The organism is Rhodococcus sp. NPDC056506 (assembly GCF_042794945.1).
Lineage (GTDB): Bacteria > Actinomycetota > Actinomycetes > Mycobacteriales > Mycobacteriaceae > Rhodococcus_F.
Genome location: NZ_JBHTSW010000031.1, coordinates 34,950 through 60,573, shown reverse-complemented (window position 1 = coordinate 60,573; position 25,624 = coordinate 34,950). Strand labels below are relative to the sequence as shown.

Genomic DNA, 25,624 nt, shown 5'->3' with positions numbered 1-25,624 from the left:
GCACGCGGACCCTGGCTACCCGATCCACGATAGGTGAAGAACCCGACCGGTCAGAAGTGCAAAAAGTCCTTTCAACAAGCGCCTAAAATCGGGTTTCGTGCGCAAGAGATCCCGAATCGACTGGAACACTTCTCACCTGATCGTCACCGGAGGCTCGTCCGGAATCGGTGAGGCAGTGGCCAATGAGGCAACAACTCGAGGGGCAAAGGTTTCACTGATTGCGCGCGACGCCGATCGGTTGGAAGCAGTCGGCTCCCGAATCGGAGCGCAATGGGCCAGCGCCGACGTCACGGATTTCGATGCCGTTCAACGAGCCGTCGAAGATTTGCAGTCCCGCAGCGGCACGTGCACCGCTCTGGTCTCCTGCGCAGGAACCGCGCTCCCCGGGCGATTTCTCGACGTCGACGTCGCTGAGTTCGGATCTCAGATGGCACTGAACTATCTGGGCGCCGTGCATGTCCTACGCGCTGTCCTCCCAGCGATGGTGGCACGCGGCAACGGCTCGGTACTGTTGACCAGCTCCACCGCGGGCCTGATCGGTGTTGTCGGATACAGCGGCTATGGCCCGACCAAAGCTGCAGTCCACCAACTTGCACACAGCCTGCGATACGAAATGGAACCACACGGAATCACCGTCGGCGTCCTCTATCCCCCGGACACTCGAACGCCCGGATTCGACGTGGAGAACGCTCGGAAACCGCCCGAGACTGCTGCGGTTTCCGGTGCGATCACCCCGGTGGAACCGTCGGTCGTCGCACGAGCGGCGCTGAACGGAATGGAGCGCGGGCACCATCACATCGCAGCAGATCCGCTCACGAAAGTTCTGATCCGAGCGGGCGGATTGTTGGAGCCGGCCATCCGACCCTTCATGAACAGGACTATTTCCCGCTCTGCTGTGCGCCTTTATTAACCGCGGGCGGTTAATAAAGGCGCACGGCAGGGTCAGTCACAAATCTTGCGGAACTTCTCAATCAGCTGGACACGGCCGTTGCGATCGGCAGCCAACGGCGTGACGTTGAGCGTCGTGACGCCCGCTTCGGCGAAGGCTGCGACGCGTTCCCTGACGTAGCTCTCGGGACCGATCAACGACACGGCACGAACCAGCTCGTCGGGGACTGCTGCTGCGGCTTCGTCCTTCTTGCCCGCGAGGTAGAGATCCTGGATCTTCTCAGCGGCTTCTTCGTAGCCGTAACGCACTGCGAGGTCGTTGTAGAAGTTCTTGCCCTTGGCGCCCATGCCGCCGATGTAGAGCGCAAGGCTCGGGCGCACCCAGTCGAGCATGTGGTCGACGTCGTCACCGATGGCGAGCGCCGGCGACGCGTATACCTGAAGCTCGCCGAGGCTCGGATCGCGCTTGGCCTTGCCCTTGGCGATCGGCTCGCCCCACACGCTGGCTGCCTTCTCCGGATGGAAGAAGATCGGCTCCCAGCCTTCGGCGATCTCGGCTGTCAGCTCGACGTTCTTGGGGCCGAGCGAAGCGATCAAGATCGGGATGCGCTCACGCACAGGATGATTGATCAGCTTGAGGGGCTTGCCCAGTCCGGTGCCCTTCTCGGCGGGGAGCGGGACCTGGTAATACTTACCCTGGTATTCGACCTTCTCGCGGCGCCACACCTGGCGGCAGATCTCGACGACCTCACGCGTGCGCCCCAACGGAGCGTCGTACTTCACGCCGTGGAATCCCTCGATCACCTGCGGCCCGGAGGCGCCCAGTCCCATGACGAAGCGGCCGTTGGAGACGAAGTCCAGGCCCGCTGCCGTCATCGCGGTCAACGAAGGCGTACGGGTGTAGATCTGAAAGATTCCCGAAGCGAGTTCGATTGTCGACGTCTTGGCCGCCAGGTAACCCAGCTGGCTGACCGCGTCGAAGGAATACGCTTCCGGGACGAAGGCGATGTCCAGGCCGGCCTTTTCCAGGTCACCGACCTCTTCGACGGTTTCGGCGAACCCGCCGCTGTAGTTCAAACCCATACCGATACGCACGTTGTAACCCCAATCCTGACGATTGCTGCCGTGTGCGACGCGCACACGGGCAGTGGTACTCCCATCGAACACTTACTCACATCGAACACTACGGAACCTGAGTCCGCATTCATGTGACTACCCCGTTCATATTCGATGACCGAAATGAACGGGGTAGCGGGAGAACCTGAAGAGGGTCAGGATTCTTCGGGACGAACCACCATGACGGGGCACTTGGCCGAAGCGATCAGGGTGTTGCTGGTCGAGCCGAGCAGCATGCCGCGGAATCCACCGCGACCACGGCTACCGACGACGACGAGCTGCGCTTTTGCCGACCAGTCCAGCAGCCGTCCGCGTGGGTTGTCGAGGTAGACCTCGCGCCGGACCTTCACGTCCGGGTACTGCTCGGACCAACCTGCCAAGCTCTCACTGAGAACTGCGTGTTCTTCCTCTTCGAGGGACTGTGGTGCGAGTGCAGCGGCCCTCGGGTCTTCGAATGCCGCGCTACCGAGGTCACTCCACACGTGCAGCGCCACCAACTCGACGCCGCGGAATGCCGCTTCCTCGAAAGCCGCCCCGACGGCCTGCGCGCTCAATGCGCTGCCGTCGACGCCGACCACGACCGGCCCCTCCGAGGGCACCGCGCCGTCGCGGTCTCGGACGACGATCACCGGGCACTTGCCATGACTGGCTACCCCGACCGCGGTATTGCCGAGCACTGCCGTTGCCGCCTTGCCTGATGCAGAAGCTCCGACAACGACGCGCCTGGCCTGTGCCGAACTCTCGATCAACCACTGAGTTGCACTGCCGATGGCGATTTCGGTGTGAACCTCCAGTTTCGGATCGATCTCACGGGCGAACTGTTCCGCCTCTGCCAAGATCGCTTTTCCGGCCTCCTCGACCCATTCGTACACCCCACCCGCGTCGACGTACGGTCCACCGAAACCGTACGGCGCGAAGTCGAGAGCGTGGATGATGTCGAGTCGCAATTCGCGCTGGGCGGCGATTTTCGCGGCTTCGCGGAGCGCGGTGGACGCAGTGTCCGAACCCTCGACTCCGACAACAACACTGTTATGTTCGCGTGAACTCATGTGCCCACCTTCCTGAAGAAGTAACCGAGCCACTTTCACTCTAACCATCCCACTTGTCCGGCTTTTTTGGGGTCGCCCCCTCTCGATTTCGGGGACTTAGGTCCCCGAAACTGTTGACGGATAGGAGAATTAGCAGAGCAATCAGGACCAGGTGTGAACAGGATCTCCCGTGCGCATGTTCTCCACGTAACCGCGGAGCATTCCGGTGAGCGCAGTCGAGCGGTCCGCGCCAGAGCCCTCCGCCCGCGCAACATGCTCTCGTTGCCAGGCGGCACCGGTCTGCCGATTCATGCACCGCCCTTCGATGACGCCGAGGTACCGATCGCGGGCGGCGGCGGACAATCCGAAGTCCGTCAAGCCCTCGTGCGCCAACGGCAGCAACCTTCGCAATATCAACTCGTCGGCACCGACCCAACCGATCTCCGGCCAGTACAGGGTCGCATCCAGTCCGTACTTGGCGCCGATGTGCAGGTTCTCTTCCGCCGCGTGAAAAGACATGTGCGACCACAGTGGCCGCTCCGCGTTCACCAGTGCCCGAACGGTTCCGTAGTAGAAGGCTGCATTGGCCATGATGTCGACGACGGTCGGTCCGGCCGGCAGTACGCGATTCTCGATACGCAAGTGCGGCTTGCCATCCGAGCAGTCGTACACCGGTCGATTCCACCGGTAGACCGTGCCGTTGTGCATCTGAAGCTCGCTCAACTCCGGAACCCCGCCCGCCGCGAGCACTTCCAGTGGATCGGTGTCCGACACATCAGGCAGCAGGGCCGGGAAATACCGCGAGTTCTCCTCGAACAAGTCGAGCACCGAATGGATCCACCGTTCACCGAACCACACCCGCGGACGCACACCTTGATTCTTGAGCTCGAAAGTTCGGGTGTCCGTGGCCTGTTCGAAGATCGGAATGCGTGATTCGTGCCAGAGTGCCTTGCCCGCCAGGAAAGGAGAATTGGCGGCCAACGCCACTTGCACTCCGGCCAGACACTGCGCGGCATTCCAGTGCGCGGCAAATTCTTCCGGCGCCACCCGCAGATGCAACTGCATGGACGTACACGCCGCCTCCGGCACCACCGAATTGGTATCGGCCCGAAGAAGTTCCACGTCGCCGCCAGGTAGCGCGACACCTTCGACGTCGAGTTCGATGTCCTCTCCTCGCGCAGCAAAAATCTGCTCGTTGAGCAATTCGTAGCGCGGGTTGGCGGTGATCCACTCTCGATCGAGATGCTCGAGCTGCAGTGTCGGCAGCATCCCGATCATCACCATCTCGGCGTCGTGCGCATGGATTCGCGCGTCTGCGACGTCGAGGGACGCCCGCAGTTTCTTTTCCAATTCGAAAGTCGCGTCACCGGTGAGCGGGCCGGGTTCGACGTTCATCTCGACGTTGAACTGTCCGAGCTCGGTTTGGAAAACCGCAGCGTCGTCTATGGATTCGAGTACTTCACGATTCGACATCGCAGGAGCCATGTCTCCGTTCACCAGGTTGAATTCGATCTCCATACCCAGCAGCGGCGCCGGCTTGTCGACGGCGTCCCGAAAGTCACCACCGTCGAGCATCTGCTTCATGGCGTCGACGCATGAGCGCACCTTCTTACGAAAGAGCCTGCGGTCGGCTCTGGTGAATTCTCTTGCCGTGACCTCTGCACCCATCGCGCGTTCCCCCTTCGACGATCAACGTCACTGAAGGCTATCCGGCCGGGGTCACCGACAAACGAGAACTGCGGTGGCACCAGGAAGATTTTCCCGGCACCACCGCAGTTCTACAAGAAGCTTTCTTACGAGTTGTCTACCCAGGTGACAGCCACGCCGCGGGCCTGCAGCCACGCTGCGGGATCGACCTTTGCGCCGTTCTCGGCAACCTCGAAGTGGAGGTGCGGGCCGGTGGACTGGCCACGGTTACCCACGGTGGCAATCTGCTGGCCGGCGTTGACACGCTGACCGACGTTCACCTGGTAATCGTTGACGTGACCGTACGTGGTGACGGTGCCGTCGTCGTGCTGGACACGGACCCACAGGCCGAAACCTGACGCCGGTCCGGCGTCGATGACCTGGCCGTCGGCGGCAGCCAGGATCGGCGTACCGATCGGGGCTGCGATGTCGAGGCCGCCGTGGTGTGCTCCCCAGCGCGAACCGAAGGTGGAGGTCAGCGTGCCGGACACCGGCTGCACCGTGCGAGCGGACGTGCCGGGATTGATACCGGCGAGGAACTGCTGTGCCTGCGTGTTGAGGTCAGCTGCAAAATCGGGAAGCTCGGGAATGTCGAGAGCGGGAAGAGCTGCCAATTCAGCCGGAACGACAACGCCCTCGGGAAGCAGACCCTGCGGGAGTTCGAAGCCCGCGATGGTCTGTGTTGCGGGCGCCGCAGCAGCGGTTCCTGCACCCATCTGGCCTGCACCGACGAGGAGTGCACCGGTAGCCGCAGCTACGACGCCTGCCTTGACACCGGCACCAGGGCCAGACGACGCGGTGCGGTGGCGGCCGCTTGCTGCCTCGGGATCGATCTCGAAGACAACATCGTCATTGCCCGTGCGGTGGTGGTTTCCCACAGTGTGTACTCCGTCAGTCGTCGGCGTGCAGCGTCCTTCTGATGAAGCCCGCTCCTCTGTCTGCCGAAGAATGTAACAGTTTGATCAAGGCGGCCGCCACCGTTACCCGATCTTGACCAAAACTATTTTTCGCCGTTCTGTCGACTGGCGTCCAGTTCTGACTTGAATGCGTCGTATCGTGCCCGGTGAGCGGGTCGGCGGCGGATGATCGCCCACGCGATACCCAGAACGACGAACCAGATCGGCGTGACGACAAGTGCCTGCAGGGTGTCGTCCTTGGTTGTCAGCGCCCAGAGGATGAAGACGAAGAACGCGAGCACGACCCAGCACATCACGATGCCGCCGGGCATCTTGAACTTCGACGCCTCGTGCAGGTGCGGACGACGCTTCCGGTACACCATGTAGCTCGCCAGGATGATCGTCCACACGAACATGAACAGCAGCGCCGAGATGGTCGTGACGACGGTGAAGGCCTCGATCACGGAGTCGCCCGAGAACAGCAGGATCAGCGACGCCAGCAGGAAGATGCACGAGAACATCAGGGCGTTCGCGGGAACCTTGCGTGAGTTCAGCTTGCCGAGAGCCCTCGGTGCGTCGCCTTCTTGTGCAAGCCCGAACACCATGCGCGAGGTGGAGTAGATACCCGAGTTCGCCGAAGATGCGGCGGAGGTCAGCACGACGAAGTTGATGACCGATGCAGCGATGCCGAGGCCGGCGAGTGTGAACATGGCGACGAACGGACTCTTGTCTGCGCTGATTTCACGCCACGGAGTCACCGCGATGATCACGGTCAGTGCAACGACGTAGAACAGCAGGACACGAATGGGGATGGAGTTGATGGCCTTCGGCAGGTTCTTCTCCGGGTCCTTCGCCTCGGCTGCCGTCGTACCGACGAGCTCGATACCCACGAAGGCGAACACGGCGATCTGGAAGCCGGCGACGAAGCCCATGAATCCGGTCGGGAACATCCCGCCGTCGTTCCAGAGGTTGTCGATACCGGAGGTGGCACCGTTCGGCGCCGTGAACCCGGAGACGACCATGACGATGCCGACGACGATCAGGCTGACGATGGCGATGATCTTGATCAGCGCGAACCAGAACTCGGTTTCACCGAAGGCGCGAACGGTCGGGAGATTGAGGAGCAGCAGCGCCGCGATCGTCAGCAAAGCAGGAATCCACGCCGCGAGACCCGGCCACCAGTATTTGAAGTAGCCGGAAATCGCGATGACGTCCGCGATGCCGGTGACGATCCAACAGAACCAGTACGTCCAGCCGGTGAAGAATCCCGCCCAGGGGCCCAGCAGGTCAGCGGCGAAGTCCGAGAAAGACTTGTACGCCATGTTCGAGAGCAGCAACTCCCCCATCGCACGCATGACGAAGAAGAGCATGAAGCCGATGATCATGTACACGAAGATCACGGAAGGCCCGGCGAGAGAGATCGTCTTGCCCGATCCCATGAACAGTCCGGTGCCGATGGCCCCACCGATGGCGATCAGCTGGATATGCCGGTTGGACAGCTGACGTGAGAGGTGGGGGTCTTCGCCGGACGGCTTCGTCAAATCTGGTGTGTTCGCGTGGTCGGACACGGAGGATCCCCCTCGTCGTTCGGTTCATCCGGGGCGTCGAAATCACGCCCGTCGGGGGAACCTCGGAAAATGTGCCCTCTCAAAGTACGCGTGCACTGGCTCACATCACGCATCGGAAAGCGGACGCCGATAACCTGTCGAGGTGAACACTGACAGCACGGCCCATCAAGACGGACATATCGCCGCGACGCTGTTCGATTTCTCCGGAACGCTCTTCCGTTTGGAAGAGAGCGACGATTGGAACGAGCACCTCGTCGATCACCAAGGGGATCCGCTCGACGTGCATGCTCAAGCCGAGCTGATGCGCCGGATGACCGCGCCGGTGGGTAGAACCGTCGAGATGGACGAAGCCGGTATCTACGCGTGGGAGAACCGCGACCGGGATCCGAAGCTGCATCGCCAGGCTTACCTCGACGTGTTGAGCAAGTCCGGAGTTCCCGATCCGGTTCGTGCCGAGGCTTTCTACGCTCTGCTGGTCGATCCGGACCAGTGGTCGCCGTACCCGGACACCGGCGAAGTCCTGAAGTCATTGTCGGAGAAGGGCATACGAACCGCAGTCCTGAGCAACATCGCCTTCGACATCCGTCCGGCGTTCGTCGACCGAGGCTGGGACGTCTGGGTCGACGAGTTCGTCCTCTCGTTCGAGGTGGGTGCCGTCAAGCCGGAGCCCGCAATCTTCGAATACGCCCTGGCGCAACTCGATGTGGACGCGGCGCAGACTCTGATGATCGGAGACAGTGATGTCGCCGACGGCGCCGCCCGCGACGTCGGATGCCAGTTCGCACTCGTCGATCCGCTGCCGACGTCCGAACGTCCGCACGCGCTACTCGACGCAGTCCGAAAGTTCGGCCTGCTCTGAGCGATCAGCAGTCGCCGGGCTTGCCGGCAGTCTCGTATTCGCCGATCGCAGCAACCTTCTCGGCCGAGGCACTCCGAGTGTCGAAGTGGTAGCCCAGCCACTCCTTCGCCAGTCGTCTGGCGAGTTCGAGTCCGACCACTCGCTGCCCGAAACACAAAACCTGCGCGTCGTTGCTGAGAACCGATCGCTCCACCGAGAAACTGTCGTGGGCAGTCACCGCGCGGACCCCCGGCACCTTGTTGGCGCTGATGGCGACGCCCAAGCCTGTTCCACACACGAGGAGCGCCCGGTCGGCTTTGCCGTCGGCCACCAACCTGGCGGCGGTGACAGCAACGTGTGGATACGCCGTGTGCTCATCGTTCCCGACGCCGACATCGGTCACCACCTCCACGCGGTCGTCGGCTTCGAGGTCGGCCTTGAGTGCCTGCTTGTACTCCAAGCCGGCGTCGTCGCAACCGACGACGATACGAAGTCGCTCAGCCATGATCGTGCTCCTTGCGTTCAGAGTTCGTGTTCAAGAAATCGGCGACGGTACGGACACACATCGCCATCGACATCGCACCGGCATCCGGGGTGCCGACGCTCCGTTCTGCCAGCGGTCGTGCCCGACCCACCAGCGGGCGTAATTGTGCCGTGGCGTCGGCTGCGGTCTGGGCAACGACGGCGGCTTCGTCCCACGCCTGTGCCGTGAGCACCCCGTTTCCGACTGCGGCACTTAAGGTTTCCACGAAAGGCCACAGGGCGTCGAGCATCGTCTTGTCGCCTGGTTTTGCTCCACCGAGCGCCACTATCGCGTCGTAGCCCGCCCGCACACCGTCAGCGAGGTCATGGGCGCCTGGTTGTCCCTTGTCGCCCAGCCTGGTTCCCATCGCCGTAAGCGCGGCACCCCACAGCACGCCGGAGGTTCCGCCTGCCTTTGCCGCCCAGGCTTCACCCGCTGCAGTCAGAACTCCTTGCGGCCCTGCACCCTGCGCGGCTGCGGCTTGCGCTGCCAGCGTCGCGTACTCGGTTCCCCGAACCATCCCGCGCCCGTGGTCTCCGTCGCCTGCCACCGCATCGATACGGCCCAGATCTTCCTCGTTGTCCGCCATCACCCGAGCGAGAGCCTCGATGACCGTAGCCACAGTTTCTCCGCATCGTCGCCCGTGCTCGTCGCCCGCAGCGCTCACACCAGACGTCTCGTGCACGGAAGCGGCCCTGCGACGCTCCCCCGATCGTGTTGCCACACCGAATGTTCCGCGCCGAAATGCCGGAGTGTCCGCGGCTGCGGTCCAGAACGATTCGAGTTCCTCGTCCAACCACATGAGCGTCAGTGAACAACCGGCCATGTCCAGACTGGTCACCAACTCTCCGACCTCCGGCGAGACGATCGTGTATCCGGCCTCCCGCAACAGCTTCGACGCGGTTCCCCAGACCACGAACAATTCCTCGTACTTGGTACGCCCGAGCCCGTTGAGGATGGCACCGACGCGTGTCCCGGTACCGTCCGGTCGTTCGGCAAGCACGCCGTCGACCAATAGCCGCGCCAGTTCTGCGGCACTTGGCATCTCGTGCGTGGATACACCCGGTTCTCCGTGAATACCGAGCCCCAGATCCATCATTCCGGTTTCCACTGTGAAAAGTGGGTGATCCGCGCCCGGCATGGTGCATCCGTCGAAAGCAACACCGAGTGTTCGTGTGTTGTCGTTCGCCGCGCCGCCCACTCGCTGTACCTCGTCGAGGTTGTACCCCGCTTCCGCAGCAGCCGACGCGATCTTGAACACCGTGAAATCACCGGCGATTCCCCGCCGCTTCGTGATGTCCTCCGCCGATGCACTCGCAATATCGTCGGTGACCGGCAAGTATCGAGCATCAATTCCCTCGTGCGCCAGAGCTTTCACTGCGAGCGAGAAATTCATCACGTCACCCGCATAATTTCCGGTGGTCAGAAGAACCCCGGCACCGCTGTCGACGGCGCGGGCGACGGAGGTCGCCTCCGCGGCGGAGGGAGACGTGAAGATGTTTCCCACCACTGCGCCGTCGGCGAACCCCGGCCCGACAACACCACAGAACGCGGGATAGTGACCGGAGCCGCCACCCACGACAACCGCAACCTTGCCCGGTCGTGTCTCCTGGGCCCGTACTACACCGCCTGGTACACCGACAACATAGTCGGAGTTGGCGTCGAGGAACCCCTCGAGCATGTCTTCCGTAAATGTCGCCGGATCGTTGAATAGCCGAGTCATGACAAAATACCTCTAACGCAGTCGATTTCCGGTTTCGGGGTCGAACAGATAGACACGTTCGGGAAGAGCAGTCGCAGCGCACTCGTCGCCTGCCGCAAACCTCTCGTGGGCCGGCGTCTGAACCATCAGCGTTGATCCCGAGCCAGTCGACTCGGTTCCCGCTGCGTTCACCTGTACCAAACCGAACTCCATCAGGTGCTCGAAATGCTTCACGTGCACGGTGATCTGCCGATTCCCGGCAGGCCCCGGCACCATAGTCATGTCCTGGGGGCGAACCCCGACCCGAACCGACTGACCCTCAACGACATTGCGTGCCGAGACCGGCAAGGTACCAGCCGAGCCTATGGCAACAACCGCAGATCCGTTCTCGAGGCGGACAATTCCGTCGAACATGTTGATCTGAGGTTCGCCCACGAACTCCGCCACGAAGATGTTGGCCGGATCGTCGAACACCTCGTCAGGAGTGCCGTACTGCTGGATGATGCCACCGTCCATCACCGCAAGCCGGTCGGCCAAACTCAGCGCTTCGACCTGGTCGTGGGTGACCACGATTGTGGTGTAGCCGAATTCGCGTTGCAGCATCTTCAGTTCACGCCGAACCCGTTGCCGCGCCGACGCGTCGAGGTGCGAGAGCGGTTCGTCGAGGAGCAGCACCGGCGGATTGCGCACAAGCGCCCGAGCGAGTGCAACCCGCTGCTTCTGCCCGCTCGACAATCCTGCCGGACGCAAGTCGAGTAGGTCCTCCATCTCGAGACGACGGGCGATGGTGGACACCAGTTCGTCTGCGCCCGCGACTTTTCGGGCTTTCAATCCGTACGAGAGGTTGTCGCGCACCGAGAGCGGCGGATACAAAGCGTAGCTCTCGAATCCAACCCCGACGCCTCGTTTCCCGGGCGCCAACTGACTGATCTTCCGGTCACCGATCAAGATCTCCCCACTCGAGACGGTCTCCAGTCCGGCGATCATCCGCAGGGTTGTCGTCTTGCCGCATCCCGAAGGACCTAGCAGGGCGACCAGCTCACCGGGTTCGATGTGCAGGTCGATTCCTTTGACCGCGTGGAATGTTGCCCGCCCGCGTGAAGAGTAGGTCTTCTCCAGGTTGTCCAGGGTGAGTGATTGCGCGACCTTCGTGGCGCGACGGCTATCGGCGGTAGTGGTCATCGCCTGTCCTCCTGTGCTGCATGGGTCGTTACACTGTCGCCGGACCTACCGGCGCCGGCGATCGCGCTGCCGAGTCGTCGACTGTCTGTTCCCTCTGGCGCTCCCTCGAACAGGTGAATGTTCTGGCGCGCCACTTCCACAACGATCTCGGCGCCTTCGACCGCGAGCGAACCACCCGAAGACAGACCGATCATCGTGACCCCGCCGCCGAGATCTATCGAGAGTTCGACATTGCGGCCGAGACGCTCCACCAGTTGGATGCGGCCGCGTACGGCCACCGAACCGGAGTTCCGCGAGAAATCTGCCCGGATCTCGATGTCACACGGTCGGATACCGATTCGAGCGCCAGCCGACGCAGATATCGTGATGTCCGACGGAATCTCGACCTCCAGATCGGTTCCGAGCACCCGGAGCGCTGCGTCGTCGACTACTGCGTCGAACACGTTGACCTCGGGTTGGCCGAGCGAGCGCGCCACGAAGGTGTCAGCGGGCGCATGCCAGATGTTCGCCGGTGTGTCGATCTGGACCAACCGGCCCTCCCGCAGGATCGCAATACGATCACCCAACGCCAGCGCTTCTTGATAATCGTGTGTCACGTATACCGTTGTGGTGTTGGACATCTGACCGAGCTGACGCAATTCGGCACGCATCGCCGCCCGTAGTTTGGCATCGAGATGTGAGAGCGGTTCGTCGAGAAGGTACACGTCGGCCGGCCGTACCAACACTCGCCCGAGAGCAACTCGCTGCCGCTGCCCGTTCGACAATTCCCGTGGAAAGCGCTCGAGAAGGTGGTTGATTCCCAAGGTCTTGGTGACGGTGTCGATCCGGCGCTTCTGCTCGTCCTCCGAGTATTTTCCAGTTCGACCGGACTTCAGTGGTGACGCCAGATTCTCGGACACCGTTTTTTGTGGGTACAACGCGTAACTCTCGAAGGCCATGGCGACGTTGCGGTGGTACGGCTCGACGAGCGTCATGTCCACTCCCCCGATGTCGACCGTGCCGTCGTCGACTTCGACGAGTCCGGCTATCGACTTGAGCGTCGTCGTCTTGCCTGCGCCCGAAGGTCCCAGAATGACGAGGAATTCACCGTCTGCCACGTCGAGGTCGATGCCGTCGATGCCCACGGTCTTTCCGTAGTGTTTGGTCAATGTTTTGACAGTAAGTGCGACCATCAGGATTTCACCGCCCCGAACGACAGTCCGCGCACAAGGTATCGCTGGATCGTCAACGCCAGAATCAGCGGTGGTAGTGCAGCGATCACCGCAGCCGCAGCTGTCAGGTTGTAGTAGGCCTGTCCGCCACCACCGAGGAACTTGGTCACCGCGACGGTGACTGTTCCGGCGTTGCTGTCGGCGAGGATGAGTGGGAATACGTAGTTGTTCCACGCGAATATGAACGAAAGCAGCGCTGCTGCAGCAATTCCCGGACGAACGAGTGGTAGCGCCACCATGACGAAAGCTCGCTTGCGCGTGTACCCGTCGAGGAGGGCCGCCTGTTCGAGGTCTTCAGGCAGATCTTCGAAATACGAGCGCAAGATCCAGACCACCAGGGGCATCGTCACCAGTTGAAGAACCCACACCATCCCGAGTTTGGTGTCGAACAACCCGATCTGGTTGTAGATGACGAACAGAGGCACGATCACCATCAGCTCCGGCGCAAAGCGGAAGGACAGCATGTTGAACATCAAATCGTTGGATCCCTTGTACTTCCAGCGTCCGGCAGCATACGCAGCCGGAATGCCGATAGCCAACGAAACCAGAACAGCACCGCCACAATTGATCAAGCTTGTCAGCAGAGCCGACTTGAAGTCGACACTCGTCAGGTCCGTGCCCTTCTGACTCAGCACGGTTCCGAAGTTCTCGAACGTGGGACTGAACTTGAAGTATGTGGTGGTCTGCTCGGCCGGAGTCTTCAGCGCCAGCAGAAACATCCACAGGATGGGAAAGAGCGAGAAGACGAACCACACGACCAACACGATGTCCGCGGCTACGGCACCCACCGTGAATCTTTTCTGGCCTGGCATCAATTCACTGGCCATGACTTTACGACTCCGCTCCGGCAGCACGACGCTGCGCCTTGCCCAACACGCTCACCAGATAGCGCGCGGTGACGAACACGATGATCCACAGCAAGAACATGTAGGTGCTGCCGCGGGAATAGTCGAGATTGATGATCGAGTCCTCGAACGCGCCGATCTGGAGCGTTCGGGTGGACAGTCCTGGTCCACCCGCAGTCAGGACGTACACCGCGTCGAACACTTTGAGGTTGTCCATGAATCGGAAGATCACGGCGACCAGAATGTATGGCCACAACATGGGCAGCATCAGCCTGCGGAACATGTAGAACCAGCTGGCACCGTCCACCTCGGACGCTTCGAACGGCTCCTTCGGTAGCGAACGCATGCCGGCGAGAACAAGAATTGCCACGAAGGGAGTGAAAATCCACAGGTCCACCAGAATGACGGACCACAGCGCGTTCTGACTGCTCAACCAGTCGAATGTGTTGCCCAGTCCCAGAACGTGATTCAGAATTCCGAACTGCGGGTTGAACATCAGCTTCCAGATCACGCCGGCGATGACCGGTGCGATCATCAACGGAAGGATCAGCACTTTCTCGAAGATCTTCCCGATCAAGCTCGAACGGTTGAGCAGTAGCGCGATGCCGACGCCGATCACCGTCTCGACTGCCGTGGCGACAATCGCGAAGACTCCGGTCACACGCACGCTGGTCCAGAAGCTCGAGTCGCCCAGGACACTCGCGAAGTTCTTGAACCACACGAACTGCGGATCCGGGTTCACTGCCGCGTAATTCAAGAACGAGTAGTACGCGCCGATCACGAACGGATAGAGAATTCCGACAACGATCACCACAGCCGGAATCGAGAGGATGTAGGGGCGCAGCTTGCGTCGCCACATCGGTACTTCGGGAGGTTCGACGTTGCGGGGCGGTGCGCCTGCCGGTTTCGCGGAGTGCGCCTCCGACGGCGGACGGGTGGATTGGGTAGTCACTTTTCCTTACTCCCTTGCTCCGGTGATCCGCCGCGGATCAGAGGTTTACCTTGGATGTGTTGGTCTTGGCGAGCGAGGACAGCGTCGATTTCGCGTCCTTGCCGCCGTAGATGTCCTGCAGCGCGACAGCCCAGTCCTCGGTGGTGTCGAAGAACTTCTTCTGAGGCGTGAACTGGATCTTGGAACTGCCGATCACCGTCTCGAACGTTTCGAGATAGCCCGGCATACCGTCGCCGACTTCCTGTTTGAAAGTTTCGTTGAACACGGACTCGCGCACGGGGTTCGCGAAGATGCCTGATTTGACCGCGTCGTTGAGAGTTCCCTTACTGGTGGCCCACTGCAGGAAAAGCCATGCCGCATGCTTTTTCTCGGAACGCGCATTCATGGCCAACGACCACGTCCACAGGTTGGTCGCGTAACTCCCGTCCGGACCCGCCGGACCCGGGTACCACGCGAGGTTACCCGCTTCGCGACTGGCTCCGGGCTTGTTCTTCGGGTACGTCGCACTGTCCGCGTCGTAGACCATCATTGCCTTGCCGTCACCGAGATCGCCTGTCGCCTGCGGATAGTCGTACGTTGTCCACGAGGTCGGTCCGGCAGCGTGCATCATGTCGATCCACTTCTCGGTGAAGGCGACAGCCTTGTCCGAATCCATGGTCGCCACCAACTCGCCACCCCGGAATTCGTAGTCCTTCGCGCCCTCGCGGGTGAACTGCGTCATGAACCCCGGGTGAATCGTCGCCCAGGACTTCGAGCCTCGCGTGGCGATTCCGTAGACGTTCTCACTTCGATCCGTGAGATCCGTTGCAAGTTGGATCAATCCGTCGAATGTGTCGGGCAGCTTGATGCCCTTGTCGTCGAAGACCCTCTTGTTGTAGGTGACGACGTTGTTCTCGAATCCGAGCGGTAGTGCCCACTGCCCACCGGTTCCGAGTGGAGACCCCAACTCGAAATCCCAGCGGGTGGAGGTACGCAACCCCTCGTAGATGTCCTCGAAGTCGTACTCGTCGCTGGTGGCCGATGTGTTCTCGAGCCAGGGCTGCAGATCCTCGAGCCAGGCCGGCGGCCCGTACTGCCAGATGAAGTACGCGCCGAGCATGAATACGTCGTGCTTGCCGGTACCACCGGCAAGTTCCGTGTTGAGCTTGGTGAAATAGTCGGCCTCCGGCACCAGATCGGCTTTGACTGTAATACCGGTCAATTCGGTGAAATCAGCGAGCAGCGGCTGCAACGCCTGCTGATACGGGTGCGGGGTTTGCAGGATGTTGATGCTCGTACCTTCGAGCGCCCGCCAATTGAATCCGCCCGTCACCTCCGACGCTCCGTTGGTCGGCTTCTCACCGCCACCGACACCACAGGCGGAAAGTATGGGCACGCTCGCGGCAGCCATCCCCGCGATACCGAACGCCCGCAGCATCTCTCGACGCGAGAGCTGTGGACCACCGCTGAATGGGACGCGGGGTGTGAAACGACTCATGTTGATTCTCCGCTGAACTGGATGGGTGGGGATCTCGAACGACCTGCGGCACAGGTCGGGGGTGCGAACCGTCAGGGAATGAGTGAGACCTTCACGGACTCGGTGCCACTGGCCACCAGATCGAGTCCCTGCTGGAAGTCTTCCAACGGAAGCTGATGCGTGCAGATCTTGTCCATCGGCAGCAGGCCTGACTCGATCATCCGGATTGCGGCCGGCCAACAGTCGGGCCCCAGGTGCGCCCCGAGTACGTCAAGTTCCTTGTCGTCGCTGATGATGCTCCAGTCGACGCTGACGTCGTCTTTGAACACCCCGTATTCGACGTAGGTGCCGAGCTTACGCAAGATGTTGAGGCCCTGGGGAACTGCAGACGGATGGCCTGTTCCCTCTAGATAGACATCGGCTCCGTAACCGTCGGTGAGATCCTTGACGATCTGCACGGCATCTTCGTCGGCGATGTTGACGACGATGTCGGCTCCGCACAGTTTGGCGAGCTCGAGCTTTTCCGGTGCCATGTCGAGAGCGATCACGTGCGCCGGGCTTTTTGCCCGCGCACCGGCAACCATCCCCAGCCCGATCGGCCCGCAGCCCGCAACAACGACAACGTCGTCAAAGGTGATTCCAGCCCGCTCCACGGCGTGCAGTGAGCACGACAGCGGCTCTGCAAACGCAGCATGTGCTGCCGGCAGATCCTTGGATACCTTGTGCACCAAAGCTTCCACTGGATAGACCATGAATTCGGCCATCGCGCCGGGAGTGACTCGCTTGAATCCGTACAGGTTGTGCGGCTGGCACATGTGATACTGCCCGCGCTTGCAGTAACGGCATTCCCAGCACGGAACGATCTGTTCGGAGACCACACGATCGCCCACCGCGATCCCCCAGCGCTTCGACCCTTCCGCATCGATCGAGACAACCTCACCGACAAATTCGTGCCCCGGAATGACCTCGGTCTCGGCCCAAGCCGGACGGTTCTCGTCGCCCCAGAATTTTGCTGCACCGTGATAGCACTTCAGGTCGCTCGCACAGATTCCGACTGCTTCGACCCGAACCAGCGCTTCACCGGGGCCCGGAACAGGCTTCGGCACTTCTTCGAGTCGATAGTCGCGCGGACCGTGGCAGATGACCGCCTTCATCGTCTCGGACATCGTTGTCTCCTCTTGGGATCAGGTCTGGATGGGGCGCAAAGCGCTGGTCCAGTGGCTGCACATGAACACAATTTCATGTGTCGGCGGTCACAGTATCGGATCGAATTACATATGTCCAGCACAATTGTTCATCTGAACTAGGTGCGTGAGCATCTGTTCATGCGGTACCTTTCTGTCATGCCGATCAGCAGCTCAGACGCGATGCCACTACCCGCATCCACGCCTGCCGGTTCGGCACCGACCAGCACGAACAGCACCTTCACACGCGCGTTGCTCTACACCGCGGCCAAGCTTTACTACGACGAAGACGCCACTCAAGCCGAAGTGGCAAAAGCCCTCGGCACCAGCCGCGCCACCGTCAGTCGCATGCTCTCCGAGGCGCGAAGGCAGGGCATAGTCCGCATCCAAGTTGTGCCGCCTCAGGAAGAAGCACATGGAAGCCTGGCCGAGCGGTTGCGCGTCAAGCTCGGGCTGCATCGCGTGTACCTCTCAGGTCCCCTACCCACTCCGGCGCAGCAGAAAGGCACGGTCGACGTCATGGGTTCGGTACTCGCCCCGGCGACGGCCGAGGCACTCGCCGGCGCAGGCCTCGTGCCAGGGGACGTACTGCTCGTGTCCTCCGGGCGGACGGTCTACGAAGTCGCGCAATACGATCTGACGCCCATTCCAGGAGTCTTGGTCGCTCCCACTGTCGGTGGCAACGACCAACCGGAAGAGTGGTACCAGACCAACGAGATCACCCGCTTGATCTCGAACAAGATCGGCGGACGTCCGAATTATCTTTTTGCGCCGGCGCTTCCAGGTCCCGATCTGTATCCGACCCTCACCAAGGATCCGGCCATACAGCGAGTTCTCGGCCTGTGGCCACGAGCTCGGGCTATTCTCATGGGCATCGGCGCTCCACCTCTACTGCGCGCCGACATTCCGCAGTTCGTTCCGATAACATCGTCGTCGCTTCGAGAAGCCGTGGGTGACATCTGCTCTCGCTTCTACGATCGCGACGGCAACACCGTCGACTTCCCCGGTAGCGAACGCCTTATTGCGCTCGAACTGTCTGCACTGCAAGATATCCCGGTGGGTATCGCCGTGGCCGTCGGCGCCGATAAAGTCGCTCCCATCATTGCCGGTGCGCGCAGCCGGTACTTCAATCAACTCGTCACCGACCCCACCACCGCACAACAGATACTTGCGGTCGAGTAACTTCGAAAGGCTTTGCCATGCCTACTGCGTCAGCCCGCCTGCTCGACGGAAAACGCGCTCTTGTCACTGGAGCCTCGAAAGGCATCGGCACGCAAATCGCACACGCGTTTGCCCAAGCCGGTGCGGACGTAATCGTCTCCGGTCGTATCCGTTCCGAACTGACGACGCTGGCCGACAGACTCCGCGACAGTTGTGGCGTGCGCGCCGAGATTCTCGTTGCAGACCTCGCATCCCCCGACGCACCGACCCAGGTCGCACAAGAGTCTCTCGCGGTATTCGGCGGACTGGATGTGCTGGTCAACAACGCTGGAATCTCGTATCCCGAATTTGTCACCGACATAACCGAACCCAACTTCGACGCGGTTCTGAACGTCAACCTCCGTGCCCCGGCCTTGCTCGCCGCGAAGATCGGCTCGGCCATGGCCGATGCGGGCGGCGGAGCCATCGTGACGGTTGCTTCAGCAGCAGCCTTGCGCGCGTTGCCCGAGCACTATTCGTACTGCATCGCAAAGGCCGGTTTGGTGATGGCCACCAAAGTGCTTGCCTTGGAGTTGGGTAACCGCGGCGTCCGGGCGAACTCGGTCTGCCCGACGGTTGTACTCACCGAGATGGGCCAGACGGTATGGGGTGAGCACGAGAAGGCCGCACCTATGTTGAATCGTATCCCGAGTGGCCGCTTTGCCGTACCGGACGAGGTGTCCGAGGCCGTCGTCTGGCTGGCGTCGGACGCCGCCGCCATGGTGAACGGAACCGATCTTCCCATCGACGGCGGTTACCTCGTGAGCTGAACGGCCGCAGCCATCAGGCCGTTCAGCCGAATTCGGCGAGGGCGTGGATTTGTTCCTTCGTCGACGGATACAGCGTCAACCACGTTTGATACAAATCCTCGTACATCGCGCTGTTGGCTGCATTCGGCACTACCTCGTGCGACAGCGTCGTCCAATCAGTATCCGGCGCAACAAGTCCGGTTCCGATCGCAGCCAACAACGCGTCGCCGTAGCTGGCGCCGATGGTCTGAGCGGGAACCAACTGTGTGTGTCCCGTGATGTCGCTGATCGCCTGCGTCCAGACCCGACTCTTGACCCCACCTCCCACCGCGATCGTGCGTCGGACGGGTTCATCTGTGTCACCGAACATCTCGAGTATCTGACGGATTCCGAAGGCTATGCCCTCATAGGCTGCTCGAAACAGATGACCGCGGCCATGGCGCAACGAGAGTCCTGCGACCACGCCTCTGGATTTGGGGTCGAACACTGGGGTACGTTCGCCGGCAAAGTACGGCAGGATCAACAACCCTTCGGCGCCTGCCGGTACTGCCTCAGCTTCGGCGAGCAACTGTTCGAATGGTGCATCACCGGTGAGCTTTTGAAGCCAGCCGGTCAAGCTTCCGGCGGTGGATGTGCCGGCCGCAAGTGCCAGAGTATTCTTCTGAACGCCTGCGGTTGTCCACAATGCCGGGTTGCTGTGAAACTTGTCGAGCACCTGCACAAGGAACATCGTCGACCCGTACATGAGCATGAGATCCCCGGGATGACGGGCACCCACACTGAACCCCTCGGAAAAGGCGTCGACGGTACCCGCGACAACAGGAGTTCCGACCGGTAGTCCGGTCTGCTCGGCCGCATCACCGTGCACAAGTCCGACAACATCACTCGGCCACACCAAACGTGGGCATTCCAGATGTCCCAGAATGCGATCGAGCCACTCGGATTTCCAGCTGAAGTCTCGAACCGAATAGAGCGGATCACACTGACTGGCCGTGTGATGATCTTGAATGTACTCGCCGGTCAGCTTTGCGGCGATGTACGAATTCGAGCCGTACCACCGCGTCGCCGCGGCAAAAACATCCGGTTCGTGGATGCGCACCCATTCGATCTTCGGTCCGACGGCCTGACTCGACAGGAGTTTGCCACCACAATCGAGTATTGCCTCCTCGCTGAACAATTCGGTCAGCGAGGCCACCTCCGCTGACGCTCGACTGTCGATTCCGTAAAGGATAGCCGGACGAACAGGACGAAGTTCACTGTCGCACAACACCAATGCCGGGCCGACACCACTGACACATACGCCGGCCACCTTGGCATTCGTGGGAACTTGCGCCACAAGACGTTTCGAGATCGCACACACCTCGGACCACCACATCTTCTCGGCGTCCACCTCGGCCCACCCTGGCCGGGGCATCGAGATCTGGTGATCGATCTGCTCGGTTGCCAGGACCACACCGTCAGGGGTCACCAGAACCCCTTTGCTGCTGCCCGTCCCCATGTCTATCCCTACCAACAAGTCCACGGAGTCACCCTAACCGAGCGAACGGTGTCAGGCTCTGTGGTTACACGCCTTCGGTGAGTTCGCGCAGCGACGCGTAACGCTCACGCACGTGGGGAGCTGGTTCGGCGTCGAATCGCCGCTCTTCCGGTTTCGGCCACACCGGCGGCTGCACGTCTTTGGACAGAGCCCATGCTGCTTGCCGGCAGGCTCCCTCGGCGACGTACTCACCCGGAGCAGGGATCACGACCGGCACCCCGAGAATTGCCGGCGCTATCTCACAGAGTGCACGAGACTTCGCTCCGCCTCCCACAAGGAGAACTCGCTTCACCTCGACACCCTGACGAACCAGATCGTCGACGCCATCGGCCAAGCCGCACAGGAGACCTTCGACGGCGGCTCGTGCAAAGTGCGCAGGCGTCGAGTTCTGCATACGGAAACCGTGCATGGCTCCCGTGGCGTCGGGCCGATTGGGCGTCCGCTCACCCTCAAAGTACGGGATCATGACCAACCCGTCGTTTCCGAGGGGCGCGGTCAGCGCCAACCTGGACAGTTCGGCGTGATCGACGCCGAGAATGGATGCCGTCGCATCAAGAATGCGAGCGCCGTTGAGAGTGCATACCAGCGGCAGGTGCAGTCCGGTCGCGTCCGCGAATCCTGCCACGTTTCCACTGGGATCGTGTGTGGGCGTGACTGATACAGCCGATACTACGCCGGAAGTTCCGATCGAGATGATCACGTCACCGGGGACTGCACCCAAACCAAGTGCGGCTGCGGCATTGTCACCCGTGCCCGGTCCGATGATTCCCCCGGAGTGAGTGCTTCCGATCTTCTCGTTCGGCGCTGCAACTCGGGGAACCTGTGGGGTTCGATCGCGAAATGCCAACGCCAACAGATCGGTACGGTATTCGCGCGTCGAGGCAGCGTAATAGCCGGTTCCACTGGCGTCGCCCGCGTCGGTGGCAAGTTCCTTCAACGACCCTGACCCGCCCAATTTCCAGGACAGCCAGTCGTGCGGAAGACACACCGCGGCAGTGCGATCGGCGTTGGCCGGCTCGTGATCTGCCAGCCATCGAAGCTTGCTTGCCGTGACTGCAGCGACCGGGACGACTCCGACGGCGTCGGCCCATTCGTTCGATCCGCCGAGTTCTTCTACCAGATCGGACGCAGCCTTGGCCGAACGAGTGTCGTTCCACAGCAGCGCCGGCCTGACGACCTCGCCGCCGTTGTCCAGACACACCATGCCGTGCTGTTGAGCTCCGACGGAAACTGCCGCAACGTCGTCCAGCCCACCCGCCGCGGCAATTGCACTGTCCATAGCCTCGAGCCAGCAGGCCGGATCTATCTCTGTACCGACTGGATGAGCCGCTCGTCCTTCTCGTACCAGTTCGCCTGAATCGGCGTCACGGACAATGACTTTGCACGACTGAGTAGACGAATCGATACCGGCAACGAGCGTCACGCTGGAGTCCTTTCCGAAGGGACCTTCAGCTCGCGTTGGCGACCGCGGGCATCCGGTTGCTGCGCTTACGCAGCGATCGCACATATTCTGCGCGCTCGGTCTCCGTCATTCCACCCCAGATGCCGTACGGCTCGTGGACGGACAGTGCATGTTCGCGGCACTGCTGGAGTACAGGGCACGTCCCGCAGACCTTCTTGGCGTTGCGTTCACGGTTCTCGCGAGCATGTCCACGCTCGCCGTCCGGGTGGAAGTACACGGCGGAGTCGTGCCCACGGCATGCTCCCTGCAACTGCCAATCCCACACTTCGGCGGTCGGGTACGGCATCGGAAGGTGCTTGTGCATGATGGCGACCTCAATTCCTTACTCGGGTGAAACGGATTCGGGTGACTCGGAGCTACGCTGCGGACTTACCGGCGCCCGGCCGATTCGTCGATCGGCCGAGTCGATGCGCACAGACCGAAGCGAGTTCGCCGGCGACGGGCGGAGTCAGCGCTGCGACGCCGTCGTCGAGAATCGCCTGCAGCCTGCGGAAATACTCGTCCGGGGCGAGGCCGAAAGTTACGAAGATCTCTTCGTCGGGTCCACCGTCGAACTGCTGCCACTTACGTGCGAACTCGACGATCTCTTGTGTATCGGTGCGGCTCATCAGGTTCTCCCCTGTTTGTGCGCCCTGCTTCACAGAAACTGCGACTCGTCTCCCCGGACGCCCGTGGCAGTGAGTCAAGACACACACTATGCCTACTTCTGCTTTCGCACAAGACCTACTTAAGTCTTTTTGTGAACAAAGTAGGGCAACTTTCGCACGCTGAAGTTGCCGACAAGGAATGCTTGAATAGGACAATGACCCGACCGTCCACAACTCCGGCTACCGCAGGAGAGGTATTCACGCTGATACGCAGCGGTTCAGCGACCACTCGCAGCGAGATCGGGAAGCTCACCGGCCTGTCCAGGACAGCAGTATCGGCCAGGGTTGCGGCACTTCAATCGCTTGGATTGATCGCCGATGACGACGAGGGACCGTCGACGGGCGGACGGCCGCCGTCCACTCTCACGTTCGCAAAGGCGTCCGGCGTGGTTCTCGTCGTGGCGATCGGTCGATCGCGGGCACAACTTGCCGTCACCGACCTGGCGGGCACGATCCTCGCAGCGGAAGACATCGACAAGTCGGTCGGAGTCGGCCCGGACGAACTGATGCCCGAAATTGCCGAGCATCTCTCGTCACTCCTGGCCCGGGTCCAGCGCAAGTCCACCGAAGTCATCGGAGTAGGACTGAGCATTCCCGGAACCGTCGACGTCGCTGCAGGAGCCAGCCTCGATTCCCCGATGATGGCGGGATGGGACGGAGTTGCTCTTGCCCCCTACCTGGCATCGGTGACGACGGCACCGCTGTTCGCCGACAACGATGCCAACGTGATGGCTCTGGCCGAATTGAGCGAACGACGCGAGAGCGCGCCCAACCTCCTGATGATCAAGGCATCGACCGGCCTGGGCGCGGGAATCGTCCTGGGTGGAGTCCTCCAACGCGGTTCACTCGGAGCATCCGGCGAGATCGGGCACACGAAAACCGCTGCGGCGCGGGGCATGAAATGTCGGTGCGGCGACGTCGGCTGCGTCGAAACCGTCGCCAGCGGTTGGGCTCTCGTGCACGCCCTTCGAGATCAAGGTCGGAGCGTCGGGCATGTGCGTGACGTTGTCCGCCTCGCCCTGGACGGTGACAGCGAAGCCCGCCGGCTCATCAGAAGCAGCGGTCGACTGATCGGCGACGTCATTTCGGGCGCGGTCAACCTCCTCAATCCCGAGGTCCTGATCATCGGCGGCGACATGGCCGAGGCCGACGAACTCTTCCTCGCCGGGCTTCGAGAGTCCGTGTACGGCAATGCAACGGCGCTTGCCACCCGAAAGCTGCAGATCGCATCGGTCAGCCACGGCGCACAGTCCGGCATTCTCGGCTGCGCGGTTCTTGTCCTCGACCACCTACTCAGCGCTCGGGAAATCGACCTGCGCATTGCCGCGTCGCCCCAAAACTGAGCGCCCGATTTCTCGCACACTCCGCACCGGATAGTCAGACCTTTCCGACATCTCTTGTGCTGACGCTCACACTTCTGCATAATTCATTACCTACCGATCATTCGGTTGCCGATATCGACAATGGGATCGCGCAGGAACGCTCCGAATCAGCCAAAAGCATGCATCGAGCACACCGGCAACGTCGCAGATCGAACAGTATTTCTCCCCTGTTCCGACTTCGCAGTTCACCTCCTCGGTGGAACACGTGAATGGCAGAAAGTAGCTCGATGACCACAACCAGAACTGGCACCAAACCCGCCGCGAAGGAGTACGACCGCGCCGCGATGGCGTCGATGGTCGGCACCACCGTCGAGTGGTACGACTTCTTCATCTACGCCCAAGCCGCAGCGCTGATCTTTGCCGACCTGTTCTTCAAGCCGATGGGCTCGGCAGGCCAGATCGTCTCCTACGTCACGGTCGGCATCAGCTTCGTCTTCCGTCCACTCGGCGCCATCGTCGCCGGCTATCTCGGTGATCGACTCGGCCGAAAGCGCGTGCTGGTGGCAACTCTGGCAATGATGGGCGCCGCGACGGTCCTGATCGGCGTGCTGCCGACGTATGCCTCCATCGGAATCTGGGCGCCGATCCTGCTGATACTTCTCCGAATCGTGCAGGGATTCTCGACGGGCGGCGAATGGGGCGGGGCCGCTCTACTTGCCGTCGAACACGCACCCACCAAACGCCGAGGATTCTTCGGAGCATTCGTCCAGATGGGTGTACCGCTCGGAATGTTGCTCGCCACCGGTGTTTTGGCACTGTGCACGTTCACCCTCACGGAAGAACAGTTCACCACCTGGGGATGGCGAGTGCCGTTCCTGCTCAGCGTCGTGTTGATCGGCGTCGGCTTCTACATCCGAAGCCGGGTCAGCGAGTCACCCGTATTCGCCGAACTCAAGGAACGCCGCTCCGAGAGCAATACGCCTATCCGCACGCTGTTCAAGAAGCACCCGAAGCAGGTCGTACTCGCAGCCCTGTCCTTCATCGGCACAAACGGCAACGGCTACATGGTGATCGGTGGATTCATCGTCGCGTACGCAACCAAGACGTACGGTCTGGGTAAGACGGAACTACTGATTGCCACGCTCGCCAGTGCCGTCACATGGGGTGTGTTCACCATGATCGGCGCCTACTGGTCGGACCGACGCGGCCGCACCACGGTAATGAACGTGGGCAACCTCGCGATGGTCCTGTTCGCGGTGCCGTTCTTCCTCCTCATCGACACCGGAAATCTCGGCTGGATCTATGTGGCGATGATTCTCTTCTCGGTTGGACTCGGGCTTTCGTACGGACCCCAACCGGCGTTGTTCGCCGAGCTGTTCCCGGCCTCGATCCGCTACAGCGGCGCGTCGATCTCCTACGCCGTCGGAACCATCTTCGGCGGCGCCTTCGCACCCACCGTCGCGCAGTGGCTCCTCGGCAAGACCGGTGGCACTCTGGCCATCTCGATCTACCTCGCTTTGCTGGCAGCGGTGTCATTCGTCGCCACGACGCTCATCAAAGACCGATCGGGACGAGATTTGATGCTGTGATCGACCTCGACGTGGACGCCGCACGGCGCCGCGATGCCGGAGT

The 25,624-nt window shown here is 61.6% G+C and carries 23 protein-coding genes; 6 read left to right on the top strand and 17 right to left on the bottom strand.

Annotated elements, in window-relative coordinates; genetic code table 11:
- Positions 1-97 precede the first annotated feature (97 nt).
- Positions 98-910, top strand: a complete 813-nt coding sequence (locus tag ACFQ6H_RS21795; protein ID WP_378648538.1) for an SDR family oxidoreductase — start codon at positions 98-100, stop codon at positions 908-910.
- A gap of 32 nt (positions 911-942) precedes the next feature.
- Here the strand turns inward: ACFQ6H_RS21795 and ACFQ6H_RS21790 are convergent, their stop codons facing one another.
- From ACFQ6H_RS21790 to cycA, 5 genes are all read right to left on the bottom strand, one after another.
- Complete coding sequence (locus ACFQ6H_RS21790; RefSeq protein WP_378543856.1) at positions 943-1,983, bottom strand: LLM class F420-dependent oxidoreductase; 1,041 nt, start codon at positions 1,981-1,983, stop codon at positions 943-945.
- 176 nt (positions 1,984-2,159) lie between these two features.
- On the bottom strand, positions 2,160-3,053 hold the full coding sequence (locus tag ACFQ6H_RS21785; RefSeq protein WP_378532533.1) for a universal stress protein: 894 nt from the start codon (positions 3,051-3,053) through the stop codon (positions 2,160-2,162).
- A gap of 141 nt (positions 3,054-3,194) precedes the next feature.
- Positions 3,195-4,700: a glutamate-cysteine ligase family protein gene (locus ACFQ6H_RS21780; protein WP_378648536.1), complete on the bottom strand. Its 1,506-nt coding sequence runs from the start codon at positions 4,698-4,700 to the stop codon at positions 3,195-3,197.
- A 125-nt stretch (positions 4,701-4,825) separates the two neighbouring features.
- On the bottom strand, positions 4,826-5,596 hold the full coding sequence (locus ACFQ6H_RS21775) for a M23 family metallopeptidase (protein ID WP_378446373.1): 771 nt from the start codon (positions 5,594-5,596) through the stop codon (positions 4,826-4,828).
- Between the two features lie 122 nt (positions 5,597-5,718).
- Positions 5,719-7,182 (bottom strand): D-serine/D-alanine/glycine transporter, encoded by a 1,464-nt coding sequence (cycA, locus tag ACFQ6H_RS21770; protein ID WP_378648534.1) that lies wholly within the window; start codon positions 7,180-7,182, stop codon positions 5,719-5,721.
- A gap of 142 nt (positions 7,183-7,324) precedes the next feature.
- On the opposite strand from cycA, the gene ACFQ6H_RS21765 reads away from it, so the two are divergent.
- Positions 7,325-8,041: an HAD family hydrolase gene (locus tag ACFQ6H_RS21765; protein ID WP_378648532.1), complete on the top strand. Its 717-nt coding sequence runs from the start codon at positions 7,325-7,327 to the stop codon at positions 8,039-8,041.
- A 4-nt stretch (positions 8,042-8,045) separates the two neighbouring features.
- Here ACFQ6H_RS21765 and ACFQ6H_RS21760 read toward each other — a convergent pair whose 3' ends face one another.
- From ACFQ6H_RS21760 to eltD, 8 genes are all read right to left on the bottom strand, one after another.
- Entirely contained in the window at positions 8,046-8,525 is a 480-nt protein-coding gene (locus tag ACFQ6H_RS21760; protein ID WP_378648530.1) for a ribose-5-phosphate isomerase, read from the bottom strand.
- Positions 8,518-10,266: a dihydroxyacetone kinase family protein gene (locus ACFQ6H_RS21755; protein WP_378648528.1), complete on the bottom strand. Its 1,749-nt coding sequence runs from the start codon at positions 10,264-10,266 to the stop codon at positions 8,518-8,520. The genes ACFQ6H_RS21760 and ACFQ6H_RS21755 overlap by 8 nt, the downstream gene beginning before the upstream one ends.
- A gap of 12 nt (positions 10,267-10,278) precedes the next feature.
- Complete coding sequence (locus ACFQ6H_RS21750; protein WP_378648526.1) at positions 10,279-11,427, bottom strand: ABC transporter ATP-binding protein; 1,149 nt, start codon at positions 11,425-11,427, stop codon at positions 10,279-10,281.
- A complete protein-coding gene (locus ACFQ6H_RS21745) occupies positions 11,424-12,599 on the bottom strand; it encodes an ABC transporter ATP-binding protein (protein ID WP_378648524.1) in 1,176 nt (391 codons plus the stop codon). Before ACFQ6H_RS21745 ends, ACFQ6H_RS21750 begins: the two co-directional genes overlap by 4 nt.
- Positions 12,599-13,465, bottom strand: coding sequence for a carbohydrate ABC transporter permease (locus tag ACFQ6H_RS21740; RefSeq protein ID WP_021345201.1), 867 nt, complete (start codon positions 13,463-13,465; stop codon positions 12,599-12,601). The genes ACFQ6H_RS21745 and ACFQ6H_RS21740 overlap by 1 nt, the downstream gene beginning before the upstream one ends.
- Positions 13,466-13,469: 4 nt before the next feature.
- A complete protein-coding gene (locus ACFQ6H_RS21735) occupies positions 13,470-14,435 on the bottom strand; it encodes a carbohydrate ABC transporter permease (protein WP_166809424.1) in 966 nt (321 codons plus the stop codon).
- A gap of 37 nt (positions 14,436-14,472) precedes the next feature.
- Complete coding sequence (locus ACFQ6H_RS21730) at positions 14,473-15,852, bottom strand: ABC transporter substrate-binding protein (protein ID WP_378532781.1); 1,380 nt, start codon at positions 15,850-15,852, stop codon at positions 14,473-14,475.
- Between the two features lie 131 nt (positions 15,853-15,983).
- Complete coding sequence (gene eltD, locus ACFQ6H_RS21725; RefSeq protein WP_378543426.1) at positions 15,984-17,057, bottom strand: erythritol/L-threitol dehyrogenase; 1,074 nt, start codon at positions 17,055-17,057, stop codon at positions 15,984-15,986.
- A 177-nt stretch (positions 17,058-17,234) separates the two neighbouring features.
- Between eltD and ACFQ6H_RS21720 the strand changes: the two genes are divergently transcribed.
- Both ACFQ6H_RS21720 and ACFQ6H_RS21715 read left to right on the top strand, forming a co-directional pair.
- The gene (locus tag ACFQ6H_RS21720; protein ID WP_378631908.1) at positions 17,235-18,257 is read left to right on the top strand and encodes a sugar-binding transcriptional regulator; all 1,023 of its coding nucleotides are present in this window, start codon (positions 17,235-17,237) and stop codon (positions 18,255-18,257) included.
- A gap of 17 nt (positions 18,258-18,274) precedes the next feature.
- On the top strand, positions 18,275-19,045 hold the full coding sequence (locus ACFQ6H_RS21715) for an SDR family NAD(P)-dependent oxidoreductase (RefSeq protein ID WP_378648521.1): 771 nt from the start codon (positions 18,275-18,277) through the stop codon (positions 19,043-19,045).
- 22 nt (positions 19,046-19,067) lie between these two features.
- On the opposite strand, the gene ACFQ6H_RS21710 is transcribed toward ACFQ6H_RS21715, so the two are convergent.
- Genes ACFQ6H_RS21710 through ACFQ6H_RS21695 form a run of 4 tightly spaced genes read right to left on the bottom strand, consistent with a single transcriptional unit; the run spans position 19,068 to position 22,631 of the window.
- On the bottom strand, positions 19,068-20,546 hold the full coding sequence (locus tag ACFQ6H_RS21710; protein WP_378648519.1) for an FGGY-family carbohydrate kinase: 1,479 nt from the start codon (positions 20,544-20,546) through the stop codon (positions 19,068-19,070).
- A gap of 40 nt (positions 20,547-20,586) precedes the next feature.
- Positions 20,587-21,984, bottom strand: coding sequence for a xylulokinase (gene xylB / locus ACFQ6H_RS21705; protein WP_378648517.1), 1,398 nt, complete (start codon positions 21,982-21,984; stop codon positions 20,587-20,589).
- Between the two features lie 25 nt (positions 21,985-22,009).
- Positions 22,010-22,327 (bottom strand): WhiB family transcriptional regulator, encoded by a 318-nt coding sequence (locus tag ACFQ6H_RS21700; RefSeq protein ID WP_230814392.1) that lies wholly within the window; start codon positions 22,325-22,327, stop codon positions 22,010-22,012.
- Positions 22,328-22,379: 52 nt separating this feature from the next.
- Positions 22,380-22,631 (bottom strand): DUF3263 domain-containing protein, encoded by a 252-nt coding sequence (locus ACFQ6H_RS21695; protein WP_378543414.1) that lies wholly within the window; start codon positions 22,629-22,631, stop codon positions 22,380-22,382.
- Positions 22,632-22,825: 194 nt separating this feature from the next.
- Here ACFQ6H_RS21695 and ACFQ6H_RS21690 point away from each other — a divergent pair, with 194 nt between their 5' ends.
- Positions 22,826-24,013 carry an ROK family protein gene (locus ACFQ6H_RS21690; RefSeq protein ID WP_378543411.1) on the top strand — a complete coding sequence of 396 codons (1,188 nt, stop codon included), beginning with the start codon at positions 22,826-22,828 and terminating at the stop codon, positions 24,011-24,013.
- A gap of 266 nt (positions 24,014-24,279) precedes the next feature.
- Entirely contained in the window at positions 24,280-25,581 is a 1,302-nt protein-coding gene (locus ACFQ6H_RS21685; RefSeq protein ID WP_378532501.1) for an MFS transporter, read from the top strand.
- The last annotated feature ends 43 nt before the right edge of the window (positions 25,582-25,624 follow it).